Source organism: Variimorphobacter sp. HTMS_6 (assembly GCF_059717775.1).
The window spans coordinates 2,988,645-3,013,126 of the sequence record NZ_AP046094.1; the positions used below are offsets into that span (position 1 = coordinate 2,988,645).

Below are 24,482 nucleotides of genomic sequence, written 5' to 3' on the forward strand. Positions count from 1 at the left end.
AGTAGATACCCGCCTTTATCTTAGCAATTAATTCTTTTGATCCTTTATCAAATCCTTAATTTCTCTTGCCTTTTGCTTGATGCGCTCATTGGCATCTTTGGAAATCAATACTCTGGATATCCATCTGCCGGCTTCATCAAACTTTCCAATTTTTCTAGCTAATTCCGCCATTAATAACGTAATGGTAGTTTCATCCATTCCACACATCGGAAAATCTTCTTTACTGAAGGCTTCTCCAAAGCCTGCATAGGCTTTTGATAAGAAATCCTCTTCTTCTACTCTTAATTCTTCGATTGCTTGTTGATAATTCGGGAAATCCTGTGGTAAATTTTCTGATTTTCCTCTGATGACCCAGGCTGTTTTTAAGCAGGTATATGCTCGTTCCGAAATCTTTGATTTCTTTACAATTGCATTTACTAATGCCAACTTATGTCTGGATATTGCATCATCATAGGTAAATATATTACCGGTTTCCTTCAATCCTCTGAAGTTTGCCGAAATATTCGTTTTGATTAAATTAGACTGCGCTGAGGATACATATTTAAAAAAGCGATTTAATGCGGCAAATCCACAGGTAGGACAAACAATCGCATCATATTTTAACGGATCCATATTCTCATACAACGGTCTTAAATCGGTATCCAAAGATAGAAGCTTTACTTTACCGGACTTCACTGTCTTAGATTTAAACTCGTTATCACATACAGGACAGGTGTAGGTCTTGTCAAAGATGTTATCTTCTTCAGAAAATGCCGGTTTTTCATTCTCACCGGATTTCTTACCGTTTTCGCTATCCTTGGTTTCATAGATATCCATATTAGATAAACCACCGAGACCAAATTCCTCTAATCCAGAAAATATATTAGCCACTGCTAATCCTCCATTCTATAATGTACTTTACTGTTTATTCGGGTTGTAAGAGCTTTTCAATGACACAATTCGATTGAAAACCGGTTTTTCCGGGGTAGAATCTTTGGAATCCAAACAGAAGAATCCCTGTCTTAAAAATTGGAAGCTATCCGGTGCCTGCGCTTCATCTATACTTGGCTCTACGTAGCAATCCTTTAATATTGTTATTGAGTTAGGGTTTAAATTCAAGCTTCCGTCTTCATTATAAACACCCTTTGATTCATCTACAATATTCTCATACAAACGCACTTCCGCTTTCTTTGCTGATTGCGCTGCTACCCAGTGAATCGTACCTTTTACTTTTCTTGCATTAAAGCCGGATCCGCTCTTTGTCTCCGGATCATAGGTACAATGAACTTCAGTTACATTACCATTCTCATCCGTAATATAATCCGTGCAAGTTACAAAGTAAGCATTCATAAGACGAACCTCATTTCCGGGGAATAAACGGAAATATTTCTTCGGAGGCTCTATCATAAAGTCATCACGTTCTATATATAATTCTCTTGCAAACGGAACCTGTCTGGTGCCCATTGCTTCATTTTCCTGATTAGCCGGGGCTTCCAGATACTCAACCTCACCCTCTGGATAATTCGTAATCACTAATTTAATCGGGTCAAGAACAGCCATGATTCTAGGTCTCTTTAACTTCAAATCCTCACGGATACAATATTCTAACATTGCATAATCTACAGAACTTTGGCTCTTTGATACACCACAAAGCTCCATAAACAGTTTTAAAGATTCAGGGGTAAATCCTCTTCTTCTAAGAGCACTGATGGAAACCAATCTAGGATCATCCCATCCGTCAACAATACCTTCCTCCACTAATCTCTTAATATATCTCTTACCGGTAATTACATTTGTAAGATACATTTTAGCAAACTCAATCTGCTTCGGTGGAATCTCATATTCAAGTTCCCTTACCACCCAATCATAAAGTGGACGATGATCCTCAAACTCCAAAGTACAGATGGAATGAGTTACCTCTTCAATCGCATCTTCGATTGGATGAGCAAAATCATACATTGGATAGATACACCATTTATCTCCTGTATTGTGATGAGATACTGTCGCTACTCGATAAATAACCGGATCTCTCATATTCATATTCGGGGATGACATATCAATCTTTGCACGAAGAACCTTGGAACCATCGGCAAATTTACCAGCTTTCATATCTTCGAACAGCTGTAAGTTCTCTTCAATGCTTCGATCACGGTAAGGACTGTTCTTACCGGCTTCCGTCAGCGTTCCACGATACTCTCTAATCTCTTCCGCTGTAAGATCACAAACAAAGGCTTTTCCTTTTTTTATTAACTTAACCGCAGCCTCGTACATCTGCTCAAAATAATCGGAAGCAAAAAATAAGTGATCCTCAAAATCTCCGCCTACCCATTTTACATCCTTGATAATAGAGTCTACAAATTCTGTTTTTTCCTTTGTCGGATTCGTATCATCAAAACGAAGGTTGAACTGACCGCCGTATTTTTGTGCTAAGCCATAATTTAATAATATTGATTTTGCATGACCTATATGAAGATAACCGTTTGGTTCAGGTGGAAATCTGGTAACAATCTTCTTTACCTTACCCTCTTCCAAATCTTTATCAATAATCATCTCAATAAAATTTTTCGAAACCGTAGCCTTTTCCTCCGGCTCCAAATGATTGTCTTCCTTCATATTATTATTCTCCATGAAGAACCTCCCGATTGATAATTTATTTGAATTGAATCAATCAACTCATTTGTCTGTATTATTTATCATTAAAATACTCTTTAAATATAGGAATTTCAAGTAGTATCTTCCATAAAAATATTATTTTTATATAATAACACAGTTTAACTTAACTTAAAAGCACGAAATTGCAAAATTAGTTTACGCTAGTTCTAAGTGACTACAAGTAAATCTATCCCATTTTCGGTTCTTGGCTAAAGAAAGTATCTGCTTGATTGCACCCCACTAGTCATTGCAATGAAAAATTAATTAATAAAAAGCTATATTACTATGCATCACGCAACGGTAATATAGCTTTCTCTTGATCAGTGAAACGTACTTAACACTCTTTCCTGTTGAATTTCAGCCTTATATTATTTCGATTGTCCCTCATGCTCTTTTTTGTATTTCGCCAATAAAAGATCCAGCATTCTGTCATAGCTTCGTACTCCGTCCGATTGATTATTCGCCTTCAAATAAGTATCATTTATTTTATTGGATACCGTACTTATGGTTTTATTCTCGAACTTCGCCCAGTAATTGGAATTATCATCAAAATCCTTTTTTACACCTTCACTATATAACTCAGCCACCTCAAAATACAAATCCTGATTTGCTTCATATAAGGCATTGCCGGCAGTTACGAGAGCCAGCATTGTACCACTATATTGAAACTCGATATCCCCTGATTTCATTCCTGCAAGATAAGCCAAGTAATTTGCCTCGTCTTCTCTCATAAACCCATGCAAATGTGCCAGCTCATGAAGCATTGTAGAAGGGATACTATAATCCGGTATGTCCACATTCACATTTGCTTCCATCGTAAATGGAATAAAAACACCGGTAATCTCCGTTTGAGCCATTGCTTTCGACAGTAGTATTGGCTTTGGTGGTCCGTAATGCCCCTTGAGTATCGGATAATCTTTTGATAATGCTTCATACGCTTTGTTTGCCCGCTTCGCCAGTTCGTAATTATTCTCAGACAATTTGAATACTCCATTATCATCGGTGTCCTTAATCTTCTCTCTTAGGTCATTTGCTTCCAATGCCAAACTTTTAGTCAATGAATACAACTCCTGTACCGAGGATTTCTCTATTGTTAGGTTAGAATAATCCGCAAAGGAATATCGATAATAGTTAAGTCCTCCACACATCAGGAAGACGAACCATATTACACTTACTATACATAATAAATTAATCAAACCTTTTATAAATCGTTCTTTCCGATTCTTCTTATTAATAAACATTAATATTATAAATCGTACCAATAATGCGAGTAATATCGCCGGAAGTGTAACGATAAGAATTTCCGCGATTGAGAATGGAAATAATCCTGTTATCCATCCGTATACTTGTGAAATCCATTTATAAATATGCTTCGCATAGATTTGTTCCGCAAAAAAACTATTACTCCTTGCTAACAGAGTCAATAGTATTGATATAGGAAGTAGACTTAACAGATAAATGCGTTTATATTTTAAGATATGTTTCATACGAAATCCTCATTGAATATGTATCAGTGTCATAGTGCTAGTTATTGTTTATGTTATCGTAACACGAAAACCTTGCGGGTGCAATCACCTCCCCCTACTTCTTGAGGTGAAATGAATGGGAATAGAGTGATTCCTTGACAGGTAATTGAAAAGCGAGAGGATGCTTCTTCCATCCTCTCGCTTTAATTTAGAACTTAGGTACTACAGCACCCTTATATTTGTCATTAATAAACTTCTTAACTTCCTCACTTTGTAATGCTTTGATTAAAACTTTGATATCTTCTCTATTTTCATTTCCCTTTTTTACAGCGATAATATTACCATAGGTTTCTGCAGCTAAAGAATCTTTGCTTTCCACAGCGATCGCATCTTTTTCTACGCTTAAGCCCGCTTGAATTGCGTAGTTACCATTTACTACGCCTAAATCTACATCTTTTAAGGAACGAGCAATCTGAGCTGCTTCGATCTCAACAATCTTAACATTTTTTGAATTTTCTGCTATATCATTCTTTGTAGCATTAATGTCCGCACCATCCTTTAATTTGATGATACCATTTTCTTCAAGTAATAAAAGTGCTCTTGCTTCATTGGATGCATCATTCGGAACCGCAATCTGAGCACCATCTTTTAGTGCATCGATTGTTTTTGTCTTGCCAGGATAAAGACCAAATGGCTCATAGTGGATGATTCCCGCAGAAACCAATTCTGCTTTATGCTCTTTATTAAAAGAATCCATATAAGGTACATGCTGGAAGTAGTTCGCATCCAAATCACCGCTGTTAAGTGCTACATTAGGTTGCACATAATCGTTATATACTTTGATTTCTAATTTATAGCCTTCTTTTTCTACTAAAGGTTTTGCTACCTCTAAGATCTCAGCATGAGGTACTGCACTTGCACCTACCACGATGGTTTTATCAAATCCGGCTTTCTTACCGCAGCCTGCTAAGGATGCCACGATTAAGGTTAATACTAATAATGTACTTATCAGTTTCTTCATAATTTATTTCCTCCTAAGTTAGTTTATATTTAAAATTCAATTTCTGTTATCAGTATGTTACGAAAACAGATTTCCTATTATAATCTTCGATCAGACTTCTTCGTAATTGCTGATCCTATTTCCTGAATAACCTGTAAAATGATAATTAATAATATTACCGTGACTAACATAACATCTTTTTGATAGCGGTAATATCCATAGCGAATTGCGATATCACCTAATCCCCCACCTCCGACAAAGCCTGCCATAACCGTATAACTTAATATAGTAGAAACTGCTATTGCACTACCAATAATCAGGGATGGTTTTGCTTCTGGAATCAACACTTTATAAATAATCTGAAATGGGCTTGCGCCCATACTTTGTGCCGCCTCAATAACACCCTTATCAACCTCTTTCAAGGATGATTCAACAATTCTGGCTATGTAAGGCGCAGAAGATACAATCAACGGAATAACAACAGCAGATGCACCAATGGTTGTACCGATAATTGCTCTGGTTACCGGCATAATTGTAATCAATAATATAATGAACGGAACAGAGCGAACAATATTTACAATGACACCAATGATTTTATTCAAAATAGAGTTCGGAGTAATACCGTCCTTATCGGTGATAACAAGCAGGATTCCTATCGGCAACCCTATGATATATGCGATAAAGGATGAGAACAATGTCATATATAGGGTTTCAAGAATGCCCATCCCTATCGTTCCTAATATGGTTTCACTAAACATTATTCTTTACCTCCTCGTATGGAATTTGGTTCGACACAAGATAATTCAGTATTCTTTTTCTTCCGATATCATCATTTGGTAATTGAATAATCATTTGTCCGAATGCTTTCCCGTCAATGTCCTTGGTATCTGCAAATAATATGTTAACCGGTGTTTTACTTTCTAATACCATATTTGCAATAACCGGTTCGAAAGAGGTTCTGCCGTCAAATATTATCCTGCACTTATACTCTCCTTCAAAGCTCTCAATGTGTGTATCACCAGAGAATACTAATTGCTTTGCGATGGAAGACTGTGGTCTTACAAATACATCTTCTACCTCACCAAGTTCTGCGATACGGCTCTTATCAATGATTGCAACACGATGGCAGATTTCCTCAATCACGCTCATCTCATGTGTAATGACGATAACTGTGATTCCTAGTTTCTGATTTATTTCTTTTAATAGGTTTAATATAGATCGAGTCGTCGTAGGATCGAGTGCACTGGTGGCTTCATCACAAAGCAATACTTTAGGGTTTGTTGCTAATGCTCTTGCAATTGCAACCCTCTGCTTTTGTCCACCGGACAGTTGAGAAGGATAAGCCTTTGCTTTATCGGATAATCCAACCACCTCTAACAGTTCCAATGCTCTTGCTTTTGCCTGGCTTTTTGGTATACCTGCAATTTCCATCGGAAAGCAGATGTTCTGCAATGTATTTCGTTGCATCAGTAGATTAAACTGTTGAAAAATCATCCCCATGGACTGTCTGGCTTTTAAGAGCTCTCTCTCAGGTAAGGAACCCAAATCCGCTCCGTCAAAAACAACTGCTCCGGAAGTTGGGCGTTCCAGCAAATTGATACATCGTACCAAGGTACTCTTTCCGGCACCACTGAGTCCGATAATTCCAAAGATTTCTCCCTCGTTGATGGATAAGTTAATATCCTCCAAAGCCTTTACTTCATTGTCCTTGTTCTGAAACACTTTCCCCAGACCTACCAATTCTACGATTGGCTTCTCATTCATATTATCAAACCTCCACTTTCTCCAATTCATAATTTCATAATTTTATCATTCTACTAATTTCTCTTCCAGTATTCCCATTCGTTCCATGGTCTACTCGAAGCGCGCGCTTGAGAAACGTAGTATAATAAAGTATCTTCCAGCTGACACTTTGCGCCTGAGCAGTTGCGAAGCAAAACTTCATTGCCGCGAAGTACGCATCCTGCCTGGAAGGCTTTTTGTATAATGGGATAATGAGAATGTCCTATTACACAAAAAAACAGGAGTGCCTTGATAAGCCTCCTGTTTATGAAATCATTCTTCCGAAACACAAGCTTTATACTTATGTTAGCGGCATGACAACATCACATTCACTTATCAAGTAAACATGTTTCACCGGCATGTTACACATACCGCACATATTAACGCACATAGTGACAAATGATGTTCTCATCGCTTTCTCCTTCCGAATGTATACTATTTATATATGAATTGATGCGCTAAGTATACATTACCGCATTAACGTTTGTCAATACTAAATTATTGAAATTGGATTTAATTAATACCAATTATTGGAACAATTGGTATGTAATGGTACTGTATTCGCACCCAAAATATATTCTAATATTGTGGGAGGCCTAATATAAAGCGATATACCTTTATGATAAACCGATAATTCTATCGGTCACGAATCACCTCATCCGGCATCACCTTTCCAATTAGAAAGTCAGAATCCGGGTTATGCTTTAGAATGTTTTTATGGATCGAGGCATCACTGTGATTCGCATAACAATAGATACACCCATTTATACAGGTGTTGTAAACACCAATATCTACGCTTTGGATGCACCGGCATCCCGGTCGTTGACTCTTATCCTTCTTCTCATTGATTGGATGGCCACAGATTCTTTCTATAAGATCACGATCAATACATGCTACCGAAGTCACTTCAATACCGGATGTCTCCACGATCTCACAACAGGTTTGAAGATTAATCCCATATCTATGTGCTATCTTTGATAAATGCATTGTTAATTCACTCATCTGTTCCTGACTAATCGCGGTAATAATGCTCTCTTTAACCTGTTTACTCAACTTACGATAACTATCAACGAAACTAATCATGCAAACATTCGTATATCCACAAAGAGCTTTACAAAGCTTCTCAAATTCCACACAATGATAGATAATATCCATGCTCTGGTTGATAATGATTGGATCATAACGCCAGATCATTCTTTCTTTACCGATTTGATCCGATAACTGCTGAAAGGTGCGAATTATTTCTTCCTTGGGTCGCAAATTCCGTTCAATATCCTTATGATAAGGTGTTAATGTAAACTGGAAATAATAGTTGTAATGTAGTAAATCAATCATATGCAACTTATCCAACATCGGTGCCGGATCCTTTGTCCAAAATACGATGCAATCAATCGTATCCGGCGATAACTTAATCCTGCTGATTTGAGAATGATTAAGCGGATTTTTGGTCAGTACATACCCTTCCTTTATACGATTTAAAAACCAATCGGAGTAATAGCATGGTATATCCGTTCTTCGGGAAGCGGAAAGAATCATATTTGTTCCTCCTTAGAATAAAAAGCACGATTGAATAATCAACCGTGCTTAATCGTTTATCAAATATGCTTATTGAACAAGCTCACATCAAAATCCTATAAAATAATCGAGGCGACAAGATTTGAACTTGCGACCTCTGCGTCCCTAACGCAGCGCTCTAGCCAAGCTGAGCCACGCCTCGAATTAACTATCTAAGCCTACGGAATTAACCTACCGCCAAAGACAGCAAAGTTATTATATTACGTGAGCCAAACATTTGTCAATAAAAACATGAAGTAATTTTTATAACTATAAATGGTAATTAAAGGGCGCTACCTACCACTAAATGATGTTCATTTGACTCTCGATCAAACGTAAATCACTTCATGCTTAACAAAAAATGCCGCCAAAAAATGGCGGCATTCTCTATCTTAATTAATATACTTTTTCAATTTGTGCTGTATCAGAAGATGTCGGAGAATTCGATGCATATGTAGCACCTGTAGGATACATTATACTAGTAAATGATACACCTTGAGGTGGAGTGGGATGACATAAGCCTAGGCAATGTCCAATTTCATGACAAGCAACACGTTTTGCTGTCGTTGGTGTCAACGTAGTACTGAGGTATACGATACAATTATTCCAACTACTGGTTGGTGGGTTAACTTGATTTGTTACAAGAGTGCTCCCAGAATAAAGCTCTGTATAACCGTTAACTCCCGAAGCCCATGATGGAAAAGTTCCCTTTGCTTTAAACACGATAGTAGCGCCTGAAGCAGAATAAACTCGTGTTAATTTAACTTTTGCTTTCGTTGAATTCTGTGCAGTTGCAGTCACCCACTGCTCCGCTGCATCGTCAATTGCCCCTGCAAATAATGCTTGGCTAGCAGTAGTATCAATATAGTATGTAAGATTTGCTACACTACCACTTTGCAATTTGTAACTGTAGACATAATCAAGTGAACTAGCATCTGCTTTGATACTAAAAATCGAGGATACAAGTACAAAAACCATTAAAAACGATATAACTCTTTGCAATTTCATTTTACCAAGATGTTTCATTTTTAACCACCTATCCTTTCTTATATAAATATGTCATATTTTAACATATTTAGTTTATCACCAAATATAAAGCTTGTCAATATATACTTAGCAAATAATGTAAACAAATGGCGTATTCTGTTGGAAACGCTCATTGAATAAGGCATTAAAAAAGGCACTCTTTCGAGTGCTTTTGTTTTCCTCTTATTCGCTTACAATCCCTGACTTTCTAGGATTTCTCGTAAGCTGCCAACGGGAATCGAACCCGTGACCTCCACCTTACCAAGGTGACGCTCTACCGACTGAGCCATGGCAGCAAATGACTTAAATCTCCCTGAGTACCTGATTTAATTTTGTCTTGATTCTTGTTAATGCATTGTCTATGGTCTTCGGCTCTTTTCCTAATACCTCCGCAATCTGAACATACTTTAAATCCTTCATATACAAGCTAAGAACACGCTTTTCAAGGTCGCTCAGACGCCTTACAAGTTCATATTCTATCATACTGGTATTCTCTTTGTCAATAACTAATTCTTCTGGATTTGAAATATATTTTTGATTTATTATGTCAACCAGAGGATCTTTTTCTTCCGTATCATTTCCCTCTCTGTAAGCAGGGGAATCCAGTGATATATACGTATTTAGCGGGATGTTTTTCTTACGGTTTGAGGCCTTGATTGCACTGTATATCTGACGTGAGATGCAAAGATCGGCAAAGGAGTAGAAGGTGCTGTCCTTATTGGTTTGGAAGTCACGAATTGCCTTATAAAGGCCGATCATCCCTTCCTGAATTAAATCATCTTTATCCCCACCAATTAGATAGAGCGCCTTCGCCTTGCTTCGCACCAAATACTTGTATTTTTCAAGCAAATAATCGATTGCAGGCTGATCGTCGTTTTGAATTCTGCATAAAATCTCTTCATCGGTTAACGTATCATATTTTACTGCAGTATTCAAAGCACCAATCCTCCTTTCATCTCTTTACTCTTAGTTTAATCTCTGTCTTACTATTTCATATGCCATGATTCCCATTGCAACGGATGCATTCAGAGAATCCACCTTACCAAACATCGGTATCTTAGCTGTAAAATCACATTTTTCCTTAATCAGACGACCGACGCCTTCTCCTTCACTGCCAATAACCAGACCGATGGGCCCCTTTAAGTTTAATTGATACATCATCTCGCCACTCATATCGGCACAGACAAACCATAATCCTTTTTCTTTTAATTCCTCAATTGTTGTTGATAGGTTCGTAACCTTTGCAACCGGCAGATAGTTAATCGCGCCCGCGGATACCTTTGCAACCGTAGCAGTTAACCCAACCGCACGTCTCTTCGGTATAATGATTCCATGTGCGCCTGCTTGATGCGCTGTACGAATGATCGCACCCAAATTATGCGGATCTTCAATACTGTCAAGTATTACCACAAATGGCGGTTCACCCTTCTCCTCAGCCGCTTTAAAGATATCCTCAACCTCAGCATATTCATAGGCAGCAGCATATGCCATTACTCCTTGATGCTTACCTGTTTCAGACATTTGCTCCAGACGTTCTTTTTTCACATAAGTAACGATGCAATCCGTCTTTTTTGCTTCTCTGACGATGGATTTCACCGGACCATCCTGACAACCGTCTAAAACAAATAAACGATCAATTGTCTTGCCGGAACGAAACGCCTCCATCACTGCGTTACGTCCCTCTATTGTAAACTCCTCATATCTCATGTTTATACCTAACCTTTCAAATTATCTATCGAAGTATCATTATCTTATCTACAGTTCATCATTATGTCAATCTATTCTTTTCACAGACCACTGATATTCTCATAGTTGCTTCTAGTATAATCATTTCAAAGCCAAAATTCAATATAAATTAAGCCTTGTCCACTTATACGCCATAAAAGGATTGGGCATCGTATCTCACGAAGAACCCAATCCAATCTACTCTCACTTTATCACTGCTTACCTACTAACTAATCATTCCGCCTAGCATACCACTGAGACTGCATAGGATGAAGGATGTGAACAGGCTTCCAACGGGAAGTGGGGAAGCACGGTGCATCGCCACGCATACCACCAACACGATTGCAAAATATATGACTCCCATTAAAAGTCCCCATATAAACTTCTTTTGTTCCAGCTTTTTACCTACAAAAAACCCACCAATAAAATTAGATAAAATATATGCAAATATTACCCCTCCGCCTATGACAGCGCCGGATAAATCCATCTTCAACATCAGGAAGGACAATAACAGTAGGACAAATGCTGTTACAATATAAGAAAACAACACCCCCCTAAGCAGAGCAAGAACTTTTGCATTTTGGTGTAAAACCTTATCCATAGGATACCTCCCGGATTATCTATACTAGATATATATTATTCACTCCCTTAATATATTCGTACAAATTTCAGACAGGTCTTATTTTTTGAGTAAACCATCCTGTGAATAGCTGCATCCTGAGTTCCACAGCATCCATTCACCATATCCTGCATCATAAACTCCTTTAATCTGTGCTCTAACCTCATCACCTGTGTACGGAATATGATGAGTTATCCAAGAGGCGGTAAAGTCCTGCAGCCATGGTCGAACAATTGCTCTATGGTTTTCCTTCGGTAATTCCTTTAGTTTTTCTTCCGACTTCATCAGTACTTTATAGATCAAGTCATAGGGCTTCATATCGGGGTATTTTATTCCATAATTACCTTCACCAAAATGCGACGGATAAATCATTGGACAAATATAGTCCAGATATTTCGCCATGCTCTTATAGTCCTGACCAACAATCCTGGAATCTATCTCACTATTGATAATCGTGCCATACACATCCGCAGATACAGCCACCCCCAGCGGGCGAAGTGTTTCACATGCGTATTTTGTAAATTCCGTGATAACCTCCTGCTTTGTTTTATTCATGGCAGCAGCACCAAAGTCGGCATTCTTGATTGCCTCTCCGGTAGAAAAGCGAATATAATCAAATTGAATCTCGTCAAAACCATCCTTTGCAGCCTGCGCTGCAACACCTACAACATAATTCCAGACCTTCTTATTATAAGGATTAACCCAGCAGTCATTATTATTATCCTTATATAAGGTACCATTTTTATTCTTAATTGCAAGATCATGACGTTTACTCGCCAAATAGGGATCCTTAAATGCAACAATACGTGCAATCAGATAGATGTTTTTACTTTTTAACTTTCTTGTTAGTGCCTTGATATCTGATATCGTACCTGTATTTGCTCCAATCTGTTTAGCCATAGTATTATCCATCTTGTAAGAGATTTTTCCGTTGTCTCCCTTTACATCAATAACAAAGGCATTGAGTTCAGTCGAGGCTGCAAGAGTAATTAAATCATCTATTTTATTAGAACCCGCTGTTGAGGCCGGAATATAAATTCCTTTTACAATAGGAGGAGTGTTCGTTGTCCCTACATCAACCACTCCTGAACCATCCTTATTATCTAGTGAATGGGCTGAAGGGGTCATGCTTGGTACTTTAGTGAGATTTAAGGATTGAATTTGTGTGGGAGATAATTGCTCATTATTTGTACCATTCACAACCGGACTTGGTGATACATTTTGTACAAAATCAGTGTTATTGTTATAACCTCGTTCTTTACTAAGTGAATCAACCCGCATAATTGAATAGGTACAGATTGATAATCCTATGAGAAATGCAATAACAACCAGATACATCCACGGTTTATTGTCATTATTATTATTTGAATTCTTATCGTTCATCTTCAAATCATTCTCATTTCCCATCTCGGATACCCCTTACTCATTTATATTTATATATTAGATTATCTTCAAATTCTCACTTATTATACGAAGAGTATTGCTATTCCTGAAATTCTTTGTTCCGTGAATCGGAGTAGAATCCCAAACTTTATAACCTTAATAATTTGCTTTATTCAAGATTAGCCGCAATTATTTTCGGAATTATTACAAATTTCGCACTATAACAATACAAATTATGTAATTAATATTGACATGGCTATTTTTATCGTCCTATAATTGTTCTGAATATACAAGTAATACTGATATAGGGCACAGAAAAGAGAGGATAAAACATGCGATTTTGTTTACGATTAAAACAACTCAGACTAAAAAATAAGCTAACACAAAGTGAATTAGCTGATATTCTGGGGGTAAAGCCAACTGCTATATCAAATTATGAATCAGAACGTAATGAACCTTCATTCGATAAGCTTATTGCTTTATCTAAATATTTCGATGTTTCCTGTGATTACCTTCTAGGAGTTTCTGATACGTACCTTCCGGTAGGGGGAGAGGTACTGGATAAAAACATAGTTGAATTCTTTGACTTATATAAGAGATTAAACCAAGAAAATGTCGCTGAGCTTAAGAAATTTACCAAGTATTTATTATTTAATCAAGTAATTTAGTGATTACATAAGGAAAAAGAGGATGCCACACCTCCTAAGTTCCCTAGATATATATCGAAAAGGGAGCTTTCGTTTTGTAACATCCTCTTGCAACTGTATTATGCGTTTACGCCACAGCATTTCTTATATTTTTTACCGCTACCACATGGACATGGATCATTTCTTCCTATCTTCTTATCCTTAACGATAGTGCCGGAGCTCTTCTGCTCACGATATAATTCTTTTCTACGATCAGGTGTAAGAATGGTATCCCACTCTTCTAATTCATAGAGCCAATCTGCTTTCGCTTCTATCATATTATAGTATAATTTTTCTTTATCAATCTGAATCTTTACGGTAGTATCCTTATCCATTTCTTCAATAGGATTTGGTGCCTGTAAGCTGTCATTGACACCATCAAGGAAACCGATGAACCAGCTTAAATCTGTATTAAATTCTTTTGCAAGAGAAGCCACGCTTCCCTCCCAAACTTTATCGGGATTAGCAAGAATCACCTTATAAATCTCTCTCTCGATGTTGAAATAGTTAGCCCAAAACAGTTCTGCGGTACGCTCATCCATCTCGCTGCTGTATGCAAGCTCTCTCCACTCTTGTAATAAACTCATGGTTTTCATCCTTTCATGTACTATTCGTACTTTACATAATTAACGGCTCGAACTAGGCGTCTATGTATTATACACATTCACAAACGCTATGTTCTATTTCCGCTTGGACAGAGAATTGAAAAGAGCCCTTACCAAAATTTTTAGGGCGCTTTTCAATTTTCTGTCCATTATTTATCGCGAAACATAGTATAACATGAAAATTTTTAAATTTCTACGTGTAAAATATTTTTCTTTGATGAATAAACAAAAAATATGTGTTCATACTAGTAATATCCAAATGTGGAACAAAGGCGTTCCGTTATATGGATGTAAATGCGTATGCTCTTTCATAATTGGACTCCCCCTCCAATTATGAGCACCAAAGAGAAGTTAAATACTTATCCTCCCCTTTTTAGCATCAACCCACTGCAAAGATGTAGTGGGTTGTTTGCTGTTTATAAGTGAGTTGTTTAACCATGACAATGGTATCCCTGGGGTTTTGCATGCTTATTTCTTTACTCGATAAACATAGATACGCCATATACTGTCTTCGCTGTCAAACGATTTAAGAAACGTTAATCCTTTCTGATTTGGTGAATCAATCTCAACTCCTGAAAAGATAAAGTCACAGCCCATATTTTTTAATTGACTGGTATTCAGATCTAAATCGGTTAATTTGGTCGTATCCTTCTTTGTATATATATAAGAAGTACCCAACTGTGCTGTAAATAGATAACACCGGTTTCCCCAATCATCAAAATAAGATTGAATCGTTTTGCTTTTATCCAATTCCTTTTCTATAATTTTTCGAAATTCATTCTTATATGCTAAACTGTAATTATTCGAATAACCATCAATACAGTAAAATCCATTATATAGAGGAATGGAAGAATAAAGCGCCAAGCTTGCAACTTTATAAGAAGATTGATCCCTCCCGATATAATCTTTAATCTGAGAAAATATATCCTCAGCAAAAAACTGCTTCCAACTGACATAATTATTCACAATTACGTTTGTTTTGTTTTTTAGATTTGATACATTACTCTTTACGCTGCTTTGTGTGTACACGTGTAAGCCGATACTACATATAAGAAAAGCACATATAATAAATCGTATCGATTTTATAAATAATTTTTTGGGTTTTGGGCTGATATGAAACCTCCCCCAATTCGACATCGCATTAGAAAACCTTGAGGATTCTATATCTTTGAATATGACATTTACAAAATATAATATTAACCCGAATATAAAAAACCATATAGCCGGATTAAGCCAATAAAAACGATCAAACTGAAAATAAACAAAAATACCACCTAATTGATTGCGGACATTAATCGCATAACGACTATGCCAAAGGCCATAAAATGCTGCAATCGCTGCTGCGGATGCCAAGAGTGTAAGAAAGAAATAGTATAATCTTTTACTCTCTGATTTTAGTCTTCGATAATAAAGGGTAAAAACCAACAAACCAGCAAAACTGTATTCTTGAATTCTTGCATGCAAGGATGGTGCATGGTAATGCCCTAGCTTCCACATATTCTTTACATCCTGGCGGAAATTTTCAGGAATAAGTTTGTAGGCTGTTCTTTGTGATATAAAGTCACTTGGTAAAATGAGCGATAGAATTAAATTGATATTAAACAAAAGATAAAGCATAATTAATGTTATGGTTCCAATATAAATCCATCGATTATTGTTGTGCTTCTTCCGACGAATGAATTGTACAAAGCAATAAATAATGCACAAAATAACATCAACATATCCGACTAGAGACAAGGAAGAAAATCCTACGAAAACAGCTATAATAATTAATGATTGTACTTTATTTTTCTGCTTTGCCAAGCATATCATTGCATATAACAATAACGGTTGACCCATAATTGAAAGGCCATAAATTGAGAAAAAAGGTAATAAAACAAAAATAAGTGCTGTAAAAAGAGAAATATAACAACTTTTCGTCAATTCTTTTAAGCTGAGATACATTCCGGTAAATGATAGGAGTAAGACGAAATAATAATTAAGGATAAAAGCAGTAATTGGAGAAAAAAAGCAATAAAATAATGTGGTAAGTGGAGAAGATGGATTTATTGCTGATGATGAAATTCCTCCTAATATCTCGGGTATAGTGCCTTCAAACAAGTGCTTCGCTTTCAGAATATATAAAAGAACCTCACTATCTAGCTGTTCAGGTATATAAATAAGTGAATTTGCACGCAAAACAAAGTAAGGTATAGCAAGAATTGTTGTAGCAAACAATCCAATCAAGAAAACAATATCGATAGATTTAAATTTTTTTCTGGGTAAATCCATTAAATTATACCTCCCACTCTAGTAGCGAAATACAGCTAATAAATAATAATTTGATTATTTATTTTATCAACATATCGTGTATATTTTTCATATGATTCCCCTGAATCATCTGAATCAGCAGCATCCTTATTATTTCTGATACCTATCTTTCTATTAATTATCCGGCTGCCACAAATAATATTTATCCGTTTGTTTGATAAGTGTGTGATGTTTTAATGCTTGATTAAATTCTTTAGAACTGACTTTGTTTAATATATCATAGGAACCCATATCCATAATCATATAGTTCTTCGATTTCGAGATATAATCTATTACTTTTTGTATATCACTTCTAGTAAACCAATCAATCGTCGCCGGTACATTTGCAATTTTAGTATCACTTTTTTGGCAATAAATCACTGCCGCATGATACGATATAATATCGACTTCTTCGTTTATTAATTTACCGGATGTTACTTCAGTCAATATTGGTGATATAATTTCTTCCTGCTTCTCTGTACTTGTTGGCTTATGCATATAGCTTGGATAATCTTTTATAAATGCAGTTGATATAAAGCCAATTACACTTATTATGAATACCATTCTGATTAAGTAATATATTTTATCAAATGTAAAAAATCTGTTTTTAATTCGCTTAAAATAATCAAGTATATATTCTTCTGCCAGTAATATCAGAATTAGTATTCCGGGCCATAACACAAAGGCAAACACATTCAAATGGCTTCTTCCTTGATAATACATAAATGTTCCTAATCCTATAATCGCCAGAAGAAAATACATTACATTATTTGATTCATCCTTATCTGCACTGAATTTTTTAACAAACTTCAAGCAATTCAATGATTTAGCTAAAGCGATGATATAGATGATGATTAATAATATCCATGGATGTACGAAAGGCATTCTGATCATGCCAAACCCCAATCCATAAAAAATAGTCTGACCATATATAATATCACGTGGATTTATAATTTCTCCAGATCTACCAAAGGTGATAAGCATTAATATGACATAACTACCTATAACTGATGTTATAGTAAAAGCAAATCTTTTTAATGCTCCTAACCAGAATTCTTTCATCTTAATATCATATTCCAAAGCAAGTAAATAGATATGGAATGCCATATAAGCAATAACAACAACAATACCGGTATCAATATTCCATATTAAAGATAAAGTACATATTATATAACCCAATACATCAACACATAGATATAATTTTTTATTCTTTATTCTATAAAGCAATGCACCTATTAGTAAAATAAGCGTTGGAAAAATAATTCTATGCGGAAATCCTTGTAGGTAGTATTTTCCCTGATACAATGTTGGTAGAATAACAACGATAAAATCCGTAGCTAAGATACCAATAAATGCAAGCATTTTATTCTTTACTAACAAAAATATAGTAATTGCGATTGATAATAATGATATAAAGACTAATGCTGCCATTACCATGCTAAATCTATGCATATTAATCGCACCGGTTAGTTTAAAAATCGGAGCCAACAGGTACGGATAAAAACCATAAATATTATTGAAATCAATCAAAGGCGTATATCCGGCATACACCTTATATACCGGATAAAAGTATGCATCAAAATGATTAGAGACAAAAACATCATTATAATAATAGGTATAAGTGACAAATGATCTTGCTAATTCTAATATTATTAAAATCGTCAAAGAAAATAATAAGGCACCACATATATGTGTATAACGTTTTAATAATTCATATATATAAATCGCTGTTATAATAACAAAACACTCTATCAAAATAATAATCATACTGATGATTGGATTATTGAAATCCCAAATAAACGACAAGTAGAATGGCTGAAAATAGTTTATATATAAGATTAAAAATATCACAATCATAAATCCGGTAATCAATAATACTCTATATAAACGCTCCGCATTCTTATAATGCTTTTTTTTCGATATCAATCTGGAATATATGATGTATCCGATAAAAAACGTTATTGTTCCTAACATATATTGTAGTTTTTCAGATAATTCCGGAGAGAATAATGATATATCCGCAATTAAATTTTTGGAGATATAATCACTATCCAGTTTATTAGGAACAAAATTCAATAAAAGTATTACCATAATCGTTGTAAAGATAGTTAGCAGCAATGCCACATATTGATTGATTCTCTGAATAGTCTTATTTGTGTCCATTAAAATATCTCCTTCTATATAATTAAGTTAATCATCAGAATCCTTCTCAATTGGTTTTTCCGCCACAAAATTAATTCTTTTATCTTCAACAACCAATGGTCTGTTTATTACCCTTGTATTTATACTCAAGATATATTCTCCTAACAGTCCAATAAAAACCAGCTGTAAAGAACCCAGTAGAAATATACCGATTAGTGCTGGTGCTGTACCCATAGGAAAACGATCCCAATATATAATTTTCAAAACCAAATATCCCACAGAAATCAGTAAACAAACTCCTGAGAATATAAACCCAAGAATCGTTGCTAATCTTAGTCCGATCTTTGTGTAGGATGTAAAACTGAGCATCGCCGCATCATATAGTCTATAAAAGTTATTGCTTGTTTTCCCTGCGCGTCTCTTTTCCTGAACATAAGGAAGCTCTTTTCGATCCGTTCCTAATTCTGCAACAATCCCTCTAAGAAATGGGCTAGGTTCTTTTAGACTTCTGAGCGTTTCTATAAAACTTCTATCATACAGTCCAAAACCCGTGAAATGCTCGATTTGTTCAATGTCGGATAATTTTTTAAGTAATTTATAAAAACACGAACGCAAGAAATACATCAACTTATTTTCCTTACTGGTTGATTTTATACCGATCACAATTCGATAACCATTTTCCCATTCTTTTATAAAATCCACGATCATATGAAGCGGATCTTGAAAATCCGCACACATTAATATTGTACATTCTCCTGTTGTCTGAAGTAATCCATAATAGGGAGAATTGAATTGTCCAAAATTCTTAGCATTAAAAATCGCTTTAATATTTTTATTCCCTTCACATAATTCCGTTATTTTTTCCCTTGTACTATCTTTTGAATGATTATCTATAAAAATAATTTCATAATTGTAATTTCTTAATTCGTCATGAAATAATCTAGTTATTTCCTCGCTCAATGGTATTACATTATCTTCTTCATTATAAGTAGGTATTACAATACTTATTTTTTTCATATCTACCTTCATATCTGAAAACATCAATTTGCATATTATATTAAGTCAAGAATCCCATCCTTAAAGCTCACCAGACAGGTCCATTTAAGATAACTTTTCAATTTATCCACGGAAGGATTTATATTTATCATACCCTCCGAACCATATGACAGAGCACCAAATTCCAGCTTACTTTCCGAATGTATGATTTGTTTCATCTCCACGATAAACTCCTTCAGCTGTTTGCTGTTTCCGCTTGCTATATTATAAATACCTTCACAGTTATTCGATGTACCTAACTGATATAATGCCCTAGCGGCATCTTTGACATGAATAAAATCCCAGAGTTGTTTACACTCTGTCAATTGTATGTCTTCATTCCTAATTAATTTTTTTAATGTTGACGTGATTAAGCTTGTTTCACTGTCATATCTTCCATATACACTGAACAGTCTTGCCCATATAAATTTAATGCCCTGTTCAACTGCTAATGTTTCTAATTTATGATATGCTTTTAATTTAAATTTTCCATACTCTGAAATCGGATTCGGTGAAATTTCTTCTGATATCTTCCCTTCACAGTTCCCATATTCCGCCTGTGACCCCACACCTATGAATATTCTACATTTGAGTGCAATAGCGGCTTCCATTGCTTTTACTGCATTATGATAATTTTTCATTTGCAATGCTTTATCATCACGATGCGTTGCTCTTATTCCTTCCCATGCCAAATGAAAGAACGACTCAAATTGTCTTTCACATAACAATTCAGAAAGCTTAGTAATTTCACTAGAATCCAGTTCAATTACTGTTACTCTTTTATCATATGGGATACGGTCAATGTGATTGGAGCCTGGTCTTACAACAGCTACCACTTGATAATCTTGAATTAATAATTCTTTGATAAGATGCACTCCAATAAAACCGGACGCACCAGTAATAATTACTTTTTTCATAACATACTCCGACTGTATTAAATTTTCATCAAGTATTCATATAGTTCTCTGTCGATTAATGGATCTTGATCTTGGCAGGGTCTGCCCATAGATAATTTCGGATATACATGGGTCTCATAATCTAAAACAATTTCTATGATAGCGGGCTTAGGATCATCAAATATATTAGCGGTTAATTGATCCATATCCCATATTTTTTGATAGGGAATATCGAATGCATAGGCAATCTTCTCAAAATCAGGTACAGAGTAACCATTGTTTTTCACTGTCTGAAAGTAATTCGAGTCAAAATATATTTCTTGAAAATGTCTAATCATACCAAGCGAATAATTATTCAATATAATTATCTTAATAGGCAGTCTCTCTCTTTTTATAAACTCCAACTCTTGAAGATTCATTTGAATTCCGCCATCACCGGTAAAACAATAAACAGTATTGTTCGTGGCATAATACGCACCTATCACTGCTGGTAAGGAATATCCCATAGCGCCGTGACCCCCTGAATACAATACTCTCTGTTTTTCTTTAAATTCAAATGCTTGCGAAATCCAGACCTGATTTTGACCCACATCGGTAGTTATAACAACATCATCTGGAATACATCTGCTAATCTCTTTTATGATATCTTTGGTTTTGTTCTGATCCAAATCTTTCAATTTTGAATTAATCAGATCACACACTGAGTTCCAGAGTGTGTAATTTTTATTTAAATCGGTATTTAGTTTGTGTATTAATAAATCAAGTTTGTTAGTGGTAAGCCGATCAATTATTTGAATTTCATCTTCCTTGATTCGATTAGTTAATTCATTTTTGTCTACATCAACTCGTATCAATTTTGCATTCGGTGCAAATAGTTCTTTATTTACTCCGGTTTGGCGACAATCCAATCTGCTTCCCATAGATATGAGTAAATCACACTTTGCTACGATAAAATTAGCAGCCCTGTGACCGTACGCACCGATAAACCCATAATAATTAGACATATCCGCGCTCATAATGTCTGCAGCTATCATGCTGCTAACAACCGGGATTCCCATACTCTTTGCAAGTCTTCTAAACTCGTTCACTAATCCGCTACTCTTAATTCCGGCACCTACCAGCATACAGGGACGCTCAGACTTCTGCAGCTCTTTGATTATGGTGTCGTAGTTATCATTCACTGTTTCTTTATCATAACAATCCTCTATCACCGCAGCTCTATTGTTATATGACCCCTGATAACTTCTTAAATTATTACCTTCTATTTCTTCTCTCTGGATATTCATTGGAATGTCCAGCAATACCGGCCCCTGCCTTCCATCCATACTAATACAATATGCTTTTTCTAATTCATATCGGATCTCATTCACATTCGTAATCTGTACCGCATATAAAGTTAATGGTTTAACGATAGTAACAATGTCTGTTTCTTGAAATCCTCTTTGTCTAACTAACAGCTTCCCCTTTGCTTCATATGTATTAACCTGACCGGTAATAAATATGCTGGGAATAGAATCAAAATAAGCGTTTGCAATTCCTGTTATCAGGTTCGTTGCCCCCGGACCACTCGTAGCATAGGCAATTCCGGGCTTATGTGTAACCTGTGCATAGCCACATGCTGCAAATGCAGCTCCCTGCTCATTATAATTTACATGTGCCGAAATCTTGTCTTTATACTTTTCAAAGGAATCCACTAAGTAGGTAACCATACCTCCCGGATATCCAAAAACATCCGTGATTCCTTTACTAATCAAAAACTCAACAATATAATCACTAACCCTCATCCTTCAGCCAAATCCTTTCTTAGTGTTCTATATTGCGTTTACTTTAAAGCCCAATGTTTAATAAACCAGAAGTTTAATGGTATTGTTATTAGCAAATTGATTAATGGGGCTATTATTTCGGAGATTCCAATCAAATCAACCCAGCAAAAGAGCAGTCCTATACTTAATATCAATGTCGACCCATACACGACAAAAGTGCGTAGTAATGGTTTTAGATTGCCTTTTACTTTTTTCTGAAAAACATATTTGTTATTCCAATAGTATGCATTTAGAATACTTATGACAAAGCCAACCGTATTTCCCATAATATAAAATTCTTTGTTTATCCATATAAATATATAATATATCGTTAAGGATATTGCTGTATTTGATACACCAACAATCCCAAATTTGATGAACTGAAGTATAAGTTTTAATAAGTTGTTGCACCTTTTCATTCTTTTATCGCCTCAAGAATAGTGCTTACCATATAATCAATCATCTCATCTGTCATTCCTGGATAAACACCGACCCAGAAAGTATCCTTCATAATTCTATCCGTACATTTTAAATCACCAACAACACGGTACGCATCCGATTTTTTTCTTATTTCATCAAAACATGGCTGTTTAATAATATTACCGGCAAACAGTACTCTTGTCTGAACACCATGGTCTTCAACATACCGTACCACTTTGTTTCTATCAATGGGACTTTCACAAGTGATCGGAAATCCAAACCAGCTTGGATCCGAATTATCACAGGCTTCCGGTAAGATAAGTTTATCTTGCGCTTCCTTTAATCCGGCTTTTAATCTATTAAAATTCTGCTTCCTTCGTTCCACAAAAGCAGGTAATTTTTTTAGCTGTGCACATCCAAGTGCCGCTTGCATTTCTGTAGCATTAAAATTATATCCAAAATGTGAATAGACATATTTATGATCATAACCCAACGGTAGTTCTCCGTATTGCTTATCAAACCTATGACCGCATAGATTATCTTTTCCTGATGGGCAGATGCAGTCTCTTCCCCAGTCTCTTAGTGATCGTATAATTTTATTTAGTAATGGATTATTCGTATAGATTGCTCCACCTTCTCCCATCGTCATATGATGTGGTGGGTAGAAGCTTGATGTTCCGATATCGCCAATTGTACCAGTCATTTTCTTAATGCAATCTATCTCATAGGTAGAACCTAGTGCATCACAATTATCTTCTATTAACCATAAATTATTACTATCGCAGAATGGTTTCACTATTCCCAGATTAAAAGGATTACCTAATGTGTGTGCAATCATAACTGCTTTTGTTTTGACAGTAACAGCTTCTTCAAGTTTTGTAACATCAATATTATATTGTGGAATGGTTACATCAACAAACACCGGAACCGCTCCATATTGGATCATAGGTGCGACCGTAGTTGGAAAACCAGCAGCAACCGTAATCACTTCATCACCACGTTTTATGGCTCTATCCCCTAACATAGGAGAGGTTAATGCCATAAACGCCAATAGATTCGCCGATGAGCCAGAATTTACGATATTGCAATACTTAGTATTAAGATATTTTGCAAACTCCCGTTCAAATTCATCACAATATCTTCCCGAAGTAAGCCAGAATTCCAAACAACTTTCTACCACATTCACCATTTCTTCGTGATTGTATATTCTTGCTGCATATGGAATTCTATCTCCTTCTTTATACTCCATCGTTGTATGATATTTGTCACAATACTCTTCCACCAAACTAAGTATTTTACTTTTTGCCTGCTGTTCTGTTAAATCTTCAAACATAATTTTTTTCCTTCTATAATGGATATTCTTGAGCTCTTACATATGAGTGCCAAAATCCTTCTACCTAACAACTCCGCTTCGTCATGTT

The 24,482-nt window shown here is 35.7% G+C and carries 21 protein-coding genes and 2 tRNA genes; 1 reads left to right on the forward strand and 22 read right to left on the reverse strand.

The annotated features are described in order from the left end of the window. Nucleotides 1–27 precede the first annotated feature (27 nt). The 14 genes from AC6IWN_RS13475 to AC6IWN_RS13540 all read right to left on the reverse strand — a co-directional run bounded on the left by AC6IWN_RS13475 (nt 28) and on the right by AC6IWN_RS13540 (nt 13,210). Nucleotides 28–870, reverse strand: coding sequence for a DUF2225 domain-containing protein (locus tag AC6IWN_RS13475; protein WP_497987929.1), 843 nt, complete (start codon nt 868–870; stop codon nt 28–30). A gap of 27 nt (nt 871–897) precedes the next feature. Beyond that, nucleotides 898–2,607: a glutamine--tRNA ligase/YqeY domain fusion protein gene (locus AC6IWN_RS13480; protein ID WP_497987930.1), complete on the reverse strand. Its 1,710-nt coding sequence runs from the start codon at nt 2,605–2,607 to the stop codon at nt 898–900. Nucleotides 2,608–2,999: 392 nt separating this feature from the next. Continuing rightward, nucleotides 3,000–4,118: a DUF3810 domain-containing protein gene (locus tag AC6IWN_RS13485; RefSeq protein ID WP_497987931.1), complete on the reverse strand. Its 1,119-nt coding sequence runs from the start codon at nt 4,116–4,118 to the stop codon at nt 3,000–3,002. Between the two features lie 187 nt (nt 4,119–4,305). Beyond that, complete coding sequence (locus AC6IWN_RS13490; protein ID WP_497987932.1) at nt 4,306–5,118, reverse strand: MetQ/NlpA family ABC transporter substrate-binding protein; 813 nt, start codon at nt 5,116–5,118, stop codon at nt 4,306–4,308. 77 nt (nt 5,119–5,195) lie between these two features. Beyond that, nucleotides 5,196–5,858 (reverse strand): methionine ABC transporter permease, encoded by a 663-nt coding sequence (locus AC6IWN_RS13495; protein WP_497992210.1) that lies wholly within the window; start codon nt 5,856–5,858, stop codon nt 5,196–5,198. Beyond that, a complete protein-coding gene (locus AC6IWN_RS13500) occupies nt 5,848–6,861 on the reverse strand; it encodes a methionine ABC transporter ATP-binding protein (RefSeq protein ID WP_497987933.1) in 1,014 nt (337 codons plus the stop codon). The genes AC6IWN_RS13495 and AC6IWN_RS13500 overlap by 11 nt, the downstream gene beginning before the upstream one ends. A 654-nt stretch (nt 6,862–7,515) precedes the next feature. Continuing rightward, the gene (locus AC6IWN_RS13505) at nt 7,516–8,415 is read right to left on the reverse strand and encodes a DUF1848 domain-containing protein (protein ID WP_497987934.1); all 900 of its coding nucleotides are present in this window, start codon (nt 8,413–8,415) and stop codon (nt 7,516–7,518) included. 106 nt (nt 8,416–8,521) lie between these two features. Further along, nucleotides 8,522–8,596: transfer RNA gene (locus AC6IWN_RS13510), tRNA-Pro, on the reverse strand. A 233-nt stretch (nt 8,597–8,829) separates the two neighbouring features. Next, the gene (locus AC6IWN_RS13515; RefSeq protein ID WP_497987935.1) at nt 8,830–9,459 is read right to left on the reverse strand and encodes a matrixin family metalloprotease; all 630 of its coding nucleotides are present in this window, start codon (nt 9,457–9,459) and stop codon (nt 8,830–8,832) included. Nucleotides 9,460–9,682: 223 nt separating this feature from the next. Beyond that, nucleotides 9,683–9,755 (reverse strand) — tRNA-Thr (locus AC6IWN_RS13520). A gap of 7 nt (nt 9,756–9,762) precedes the next feature. After that, a complete protein-coding gene (gene sigH / locus AC6IWN_RS13525; protein ID WP_497987936.1) occupies nt 9,763–10,395 on the reverse strand; it encodes an RNA polymerase sporulation sigma factor SigH in 633 nt (210 codons plus the stop codon). Nucleotides 10,396–10,425: 30 nt separating this feature from the next. Then, complete coding sequence (gene rlmB / locus AC6IWN_RS13530) at nt 10,426–11,166, reverse strand: 23S rRNA (guanosine(2251)-2'-O)-methyltransferase RlmB (protein WP_497987937.1); 741 nt, start codon at nt 11,164–11,166, stop codon at nt 10,426–10,428. Nucleotides 11,167–11,410: 244 nt separating this feature from the next. Further along, nucleotides 11,411–11,785: a TIGR04086 family membrane protein gene (locus AC6IWN_RS13535; protein ID WP_497987938.1), complete on the reverse strand. Its 375-nt coding sequence runs from the start codon at nt 11,783–11,785 to the stop codon at nt 11,411–11,413. 78 nt (nt 11,786–11,863) lie between these two features. Then, entirely contained in the window at nt 11,864–13,210 is a 1,347-nt protein-coding gene (locus AC6IWN_RS13540) for a putative glycoside hydrolase (RefSeq protein ID WP_497987939.1), read from the reverse strand. Between the two features lie 308 nt (nt 13,211–13,518). On the opposite strand from AC6IWN_RS13540, the gene AC6IWN_RS13545 reads away from it, so the two are divergent. Continuing rightward, entirely contained in the window at nt 13,519–13,854 is a 336-nt protein-coding gene (locus AC6IWN_RS13545) for a helix-turn-helix domain-containing protein (RefSeq protein WP_497987940.1), read from the forward strand. Nucleotides 13,855–13,952: 98 nt separating this feature from the next. Here AC6IWN_RS13545 and AC6IWN_RS13550 read toward each other — a convergent pair whose 3' ends face one another. The 8 genes from AC6IWN_RS13550 to rfbH form a co-directional block, all read right to left on the reverse strand. Continuing rightward, nucleotides 13,953–14,459, reverse strand: coding sequence for an SEC-C metal-binding domain-containing protein (locus AC6IWN_RS13550; protein ID WP_497987941.1), 507 nt, complete (start codon nt 14,457–14,459; stop codon nt 13,953–13,955). A gap of 486 nt (nt 14,460–14,945) precedes the next feature. Beyond that, nucleotides 14,946–16,748 (reverse strand): DUF6044 family protein, encoded by a 1,803-nt coding sequence (locus tag AC6IWN_RS13555; protein ID WP_497987942.1) that lies wholly within the window; start codon nt 16,746–16,748, stop codon nt 14,946–14,948. A gap of 153 nt (nt 16,749–16,901) precedes the next feature. After that, nucleotides 16,902–18,929, reverse strand: coding sequence for a hypothetical protein (locus tag AC6IWN_RS13560; protein WP_497987943.1), 2,028 nt, complete (start codon nt 18,927–18,929; stop codon nt 16,902–16,904). Between the two features lie 27 nt (nt 18,930–18,956). Further along, nucleotides 18,957–19,925: a glycosyltransferase family 2 protein gene (locus tag AC6IWN_RS13565; RefSeq protein WP_497987944.1), complete on the reverse strand. Its 969-nt coding sequence runs from the start codon at nt 19,923–19,925 to the stop codon at nt 18,957–18,959. Between the two features lie 35 nt (nt 19,926–19,960). After that, nucleotides 19,961–20,860, reverse strand: coding sequence for an NAD-dependent epimerase/dehydratase family protein (locus AC6IWN_RS13570; protein ID WP_497987945.1), 900 nt, complete (start codon nt 20,858–20,860; stop codon nt 19,961–19,963). Nucleotides 20,861–20,877: 17 nt separating this feature from the next. Further along, entirely contained in the window at nt 20,878–22,623 is a 1,746-nt protein-coding gene (locus AC6IWN_RS13575) for a thiamine pyrophosphate-binding protein (protein WP_497987946.1), read from the reverse strand. A 38-nt stretch (nt 22,624–22,661) separates the two neighbouring features. After that, the gene (locus AC6IWN_RS13580) at nt 22,662–23,060 is read right to left on the reverse strand and encodes a GtrA family protein (RefSeq protein ID WP_497987947.1); all 399 of its coding nucleotides are present in this window, start codon (nt 23,058–23,060) and stop codon (nt 22,662–22,664) included. Beyond that, a complete protein-coding gene (rfbH, locus tag AC6IWN_RS13585; protein ID WP_497987948.1) occupies nt 23,057–24,394 on the reverse strand; it encodes a lipopolysaccharide biosynthesis protein RfbH in 1,338 nt (445 codons plus the stop codon). Before rfbH ends, AC6IWN_RS13580 begins: the two co-directional genes overlap by 4 nt. Nucleotides 24,395–24,482 lie beyond the last annotated feature (88 nt).

Bases quoted from the DNA above. Each gene is read 5' to 3' on its own strand.
- AC6IWN_RS13535 (WP_497987938.1), bottom strand. From the start codon at position 11,785: ATGGATAAGGTTTTACACCAAAATGCAAAAGTTCTTGCTCTGCTTAGG.
- rfbH (WP_497987948.1), bottom strand. From the start codon at position 24,394: ATGTTTGAAGATTTAACAGAACAGCAGGCAAAAAGTAAAATACTTAGT.
- AC6IWN_RS13515 (WP_497987935.1), bottom strand. From the start codon at position 9,459: ATGAAACATCTTGGTAAAATGAAATTGCAAAGAGTTATATCGTTTTTA.
- AC6IWN_RS13485 (WP_497987931.1), bottom strand. From the start codon at position 4,118: ATGAAACATATCTTAAAATATAAACGCATTTATCTGTTAAGTCTACTT.
- AC6IWN_RS13560 (WP_497987943.1), bottom strand. From the start codon at position 18,929: ATGGACACAAATAAGACTATTCAGAGAATCAATCAATATGTGGCATTG.
- AC6IWN_RS13570 (WP_497987945.1), bottom strand. From the start codon at position 20,860: ATGAAAAAAGTAATTATTACTGGTGCGTCCGGTTTTATTGGAGTGCAT.
- AC6IWN_RS13545 (WP_497987940.1), top strand. From the start codon at position 13,519: ATGCGATTTTGTTTACGATTAAAACAACTCAGACTAAAAAATAAGCTA.
- rlmB (WP_497987937.1), bottom strand. From the start codon at position 11,166: ATGAGATATGAGGAGTTTACAATAGAGGGACGTAACGCAGTGATGGAG.
- AC6IWN_RS13540 (WP_497987939.1), bottom strand. From the start codon at position 13,210: ATGGGAAATGAGAATGATTTGAAGATGAACGATAAGAATTCAAATAAT.
- AC6IWN_RS13500 (WP_497987933.1), bottom strand. From the start codon at position 6,861: ATGAATGAGAAGCCAATCGTAGAATTGGTAGGTCTGGGGAAAGTGTTT.
- AC6IWN_RS13575 (WP_497987946.1), bottom strand. From the start codon at position 22,623: ATGAGGGTTAGTGATTATATTGTTGAGTTTTTGATTAGTAAAGGAATC.
- AC6IWN_RS13580 (WP_497987947.1), bottom strand. From the start codon at position 23,060: ATGAAAAGGTGCAACAACTTATTAAAACTTATACTTCAGTTCATCAAA.
- AC6IWN_RS13565 (WP_497987944.1), bottom strand. From the start codon at position 19,925: ATGAAAAAAATAAGTATTGTAATACCTACTTATAATGAAGAAGATAAT.
- AC6IWN_RS13550 (WP_497987941.1), bottom strand. From the start codon at position 14,459: ATGAGTTTATTACAAGAGTGGAGAGAGCTTGCATACAGCAGCGAGATG.
- AC6IWN_RS13480 (WP_497987930.1), bottom strand. From the start codon at position 2,607: ATGGAGAATAATAATATGAAGGAAGACAATCATTTGGAGCCGGAGGAA.
- AC6IWN_RS13555 (WP_497987942.1), bottom strand. From the start codon at position 16,748: ATGGATTTACCCAGAAAAAAATTTAAATCTATCGATATTGTTTTCTTG.
- AC6IWN_RS13490 (WP_497987932.1), bottom strand. From the start codon at position 5,118: ATGAAGAAACTGATAAGTACATTATTAGTATTAACCTTAATCGTGGCA.
- AC6IWN_RS13505 (WP_497987934.1), bottom strand. From the start codon at position 8,415: ATGATTCTTTCCGCTTCCCGAAGAACGGATATACCATGCTATTACTCC.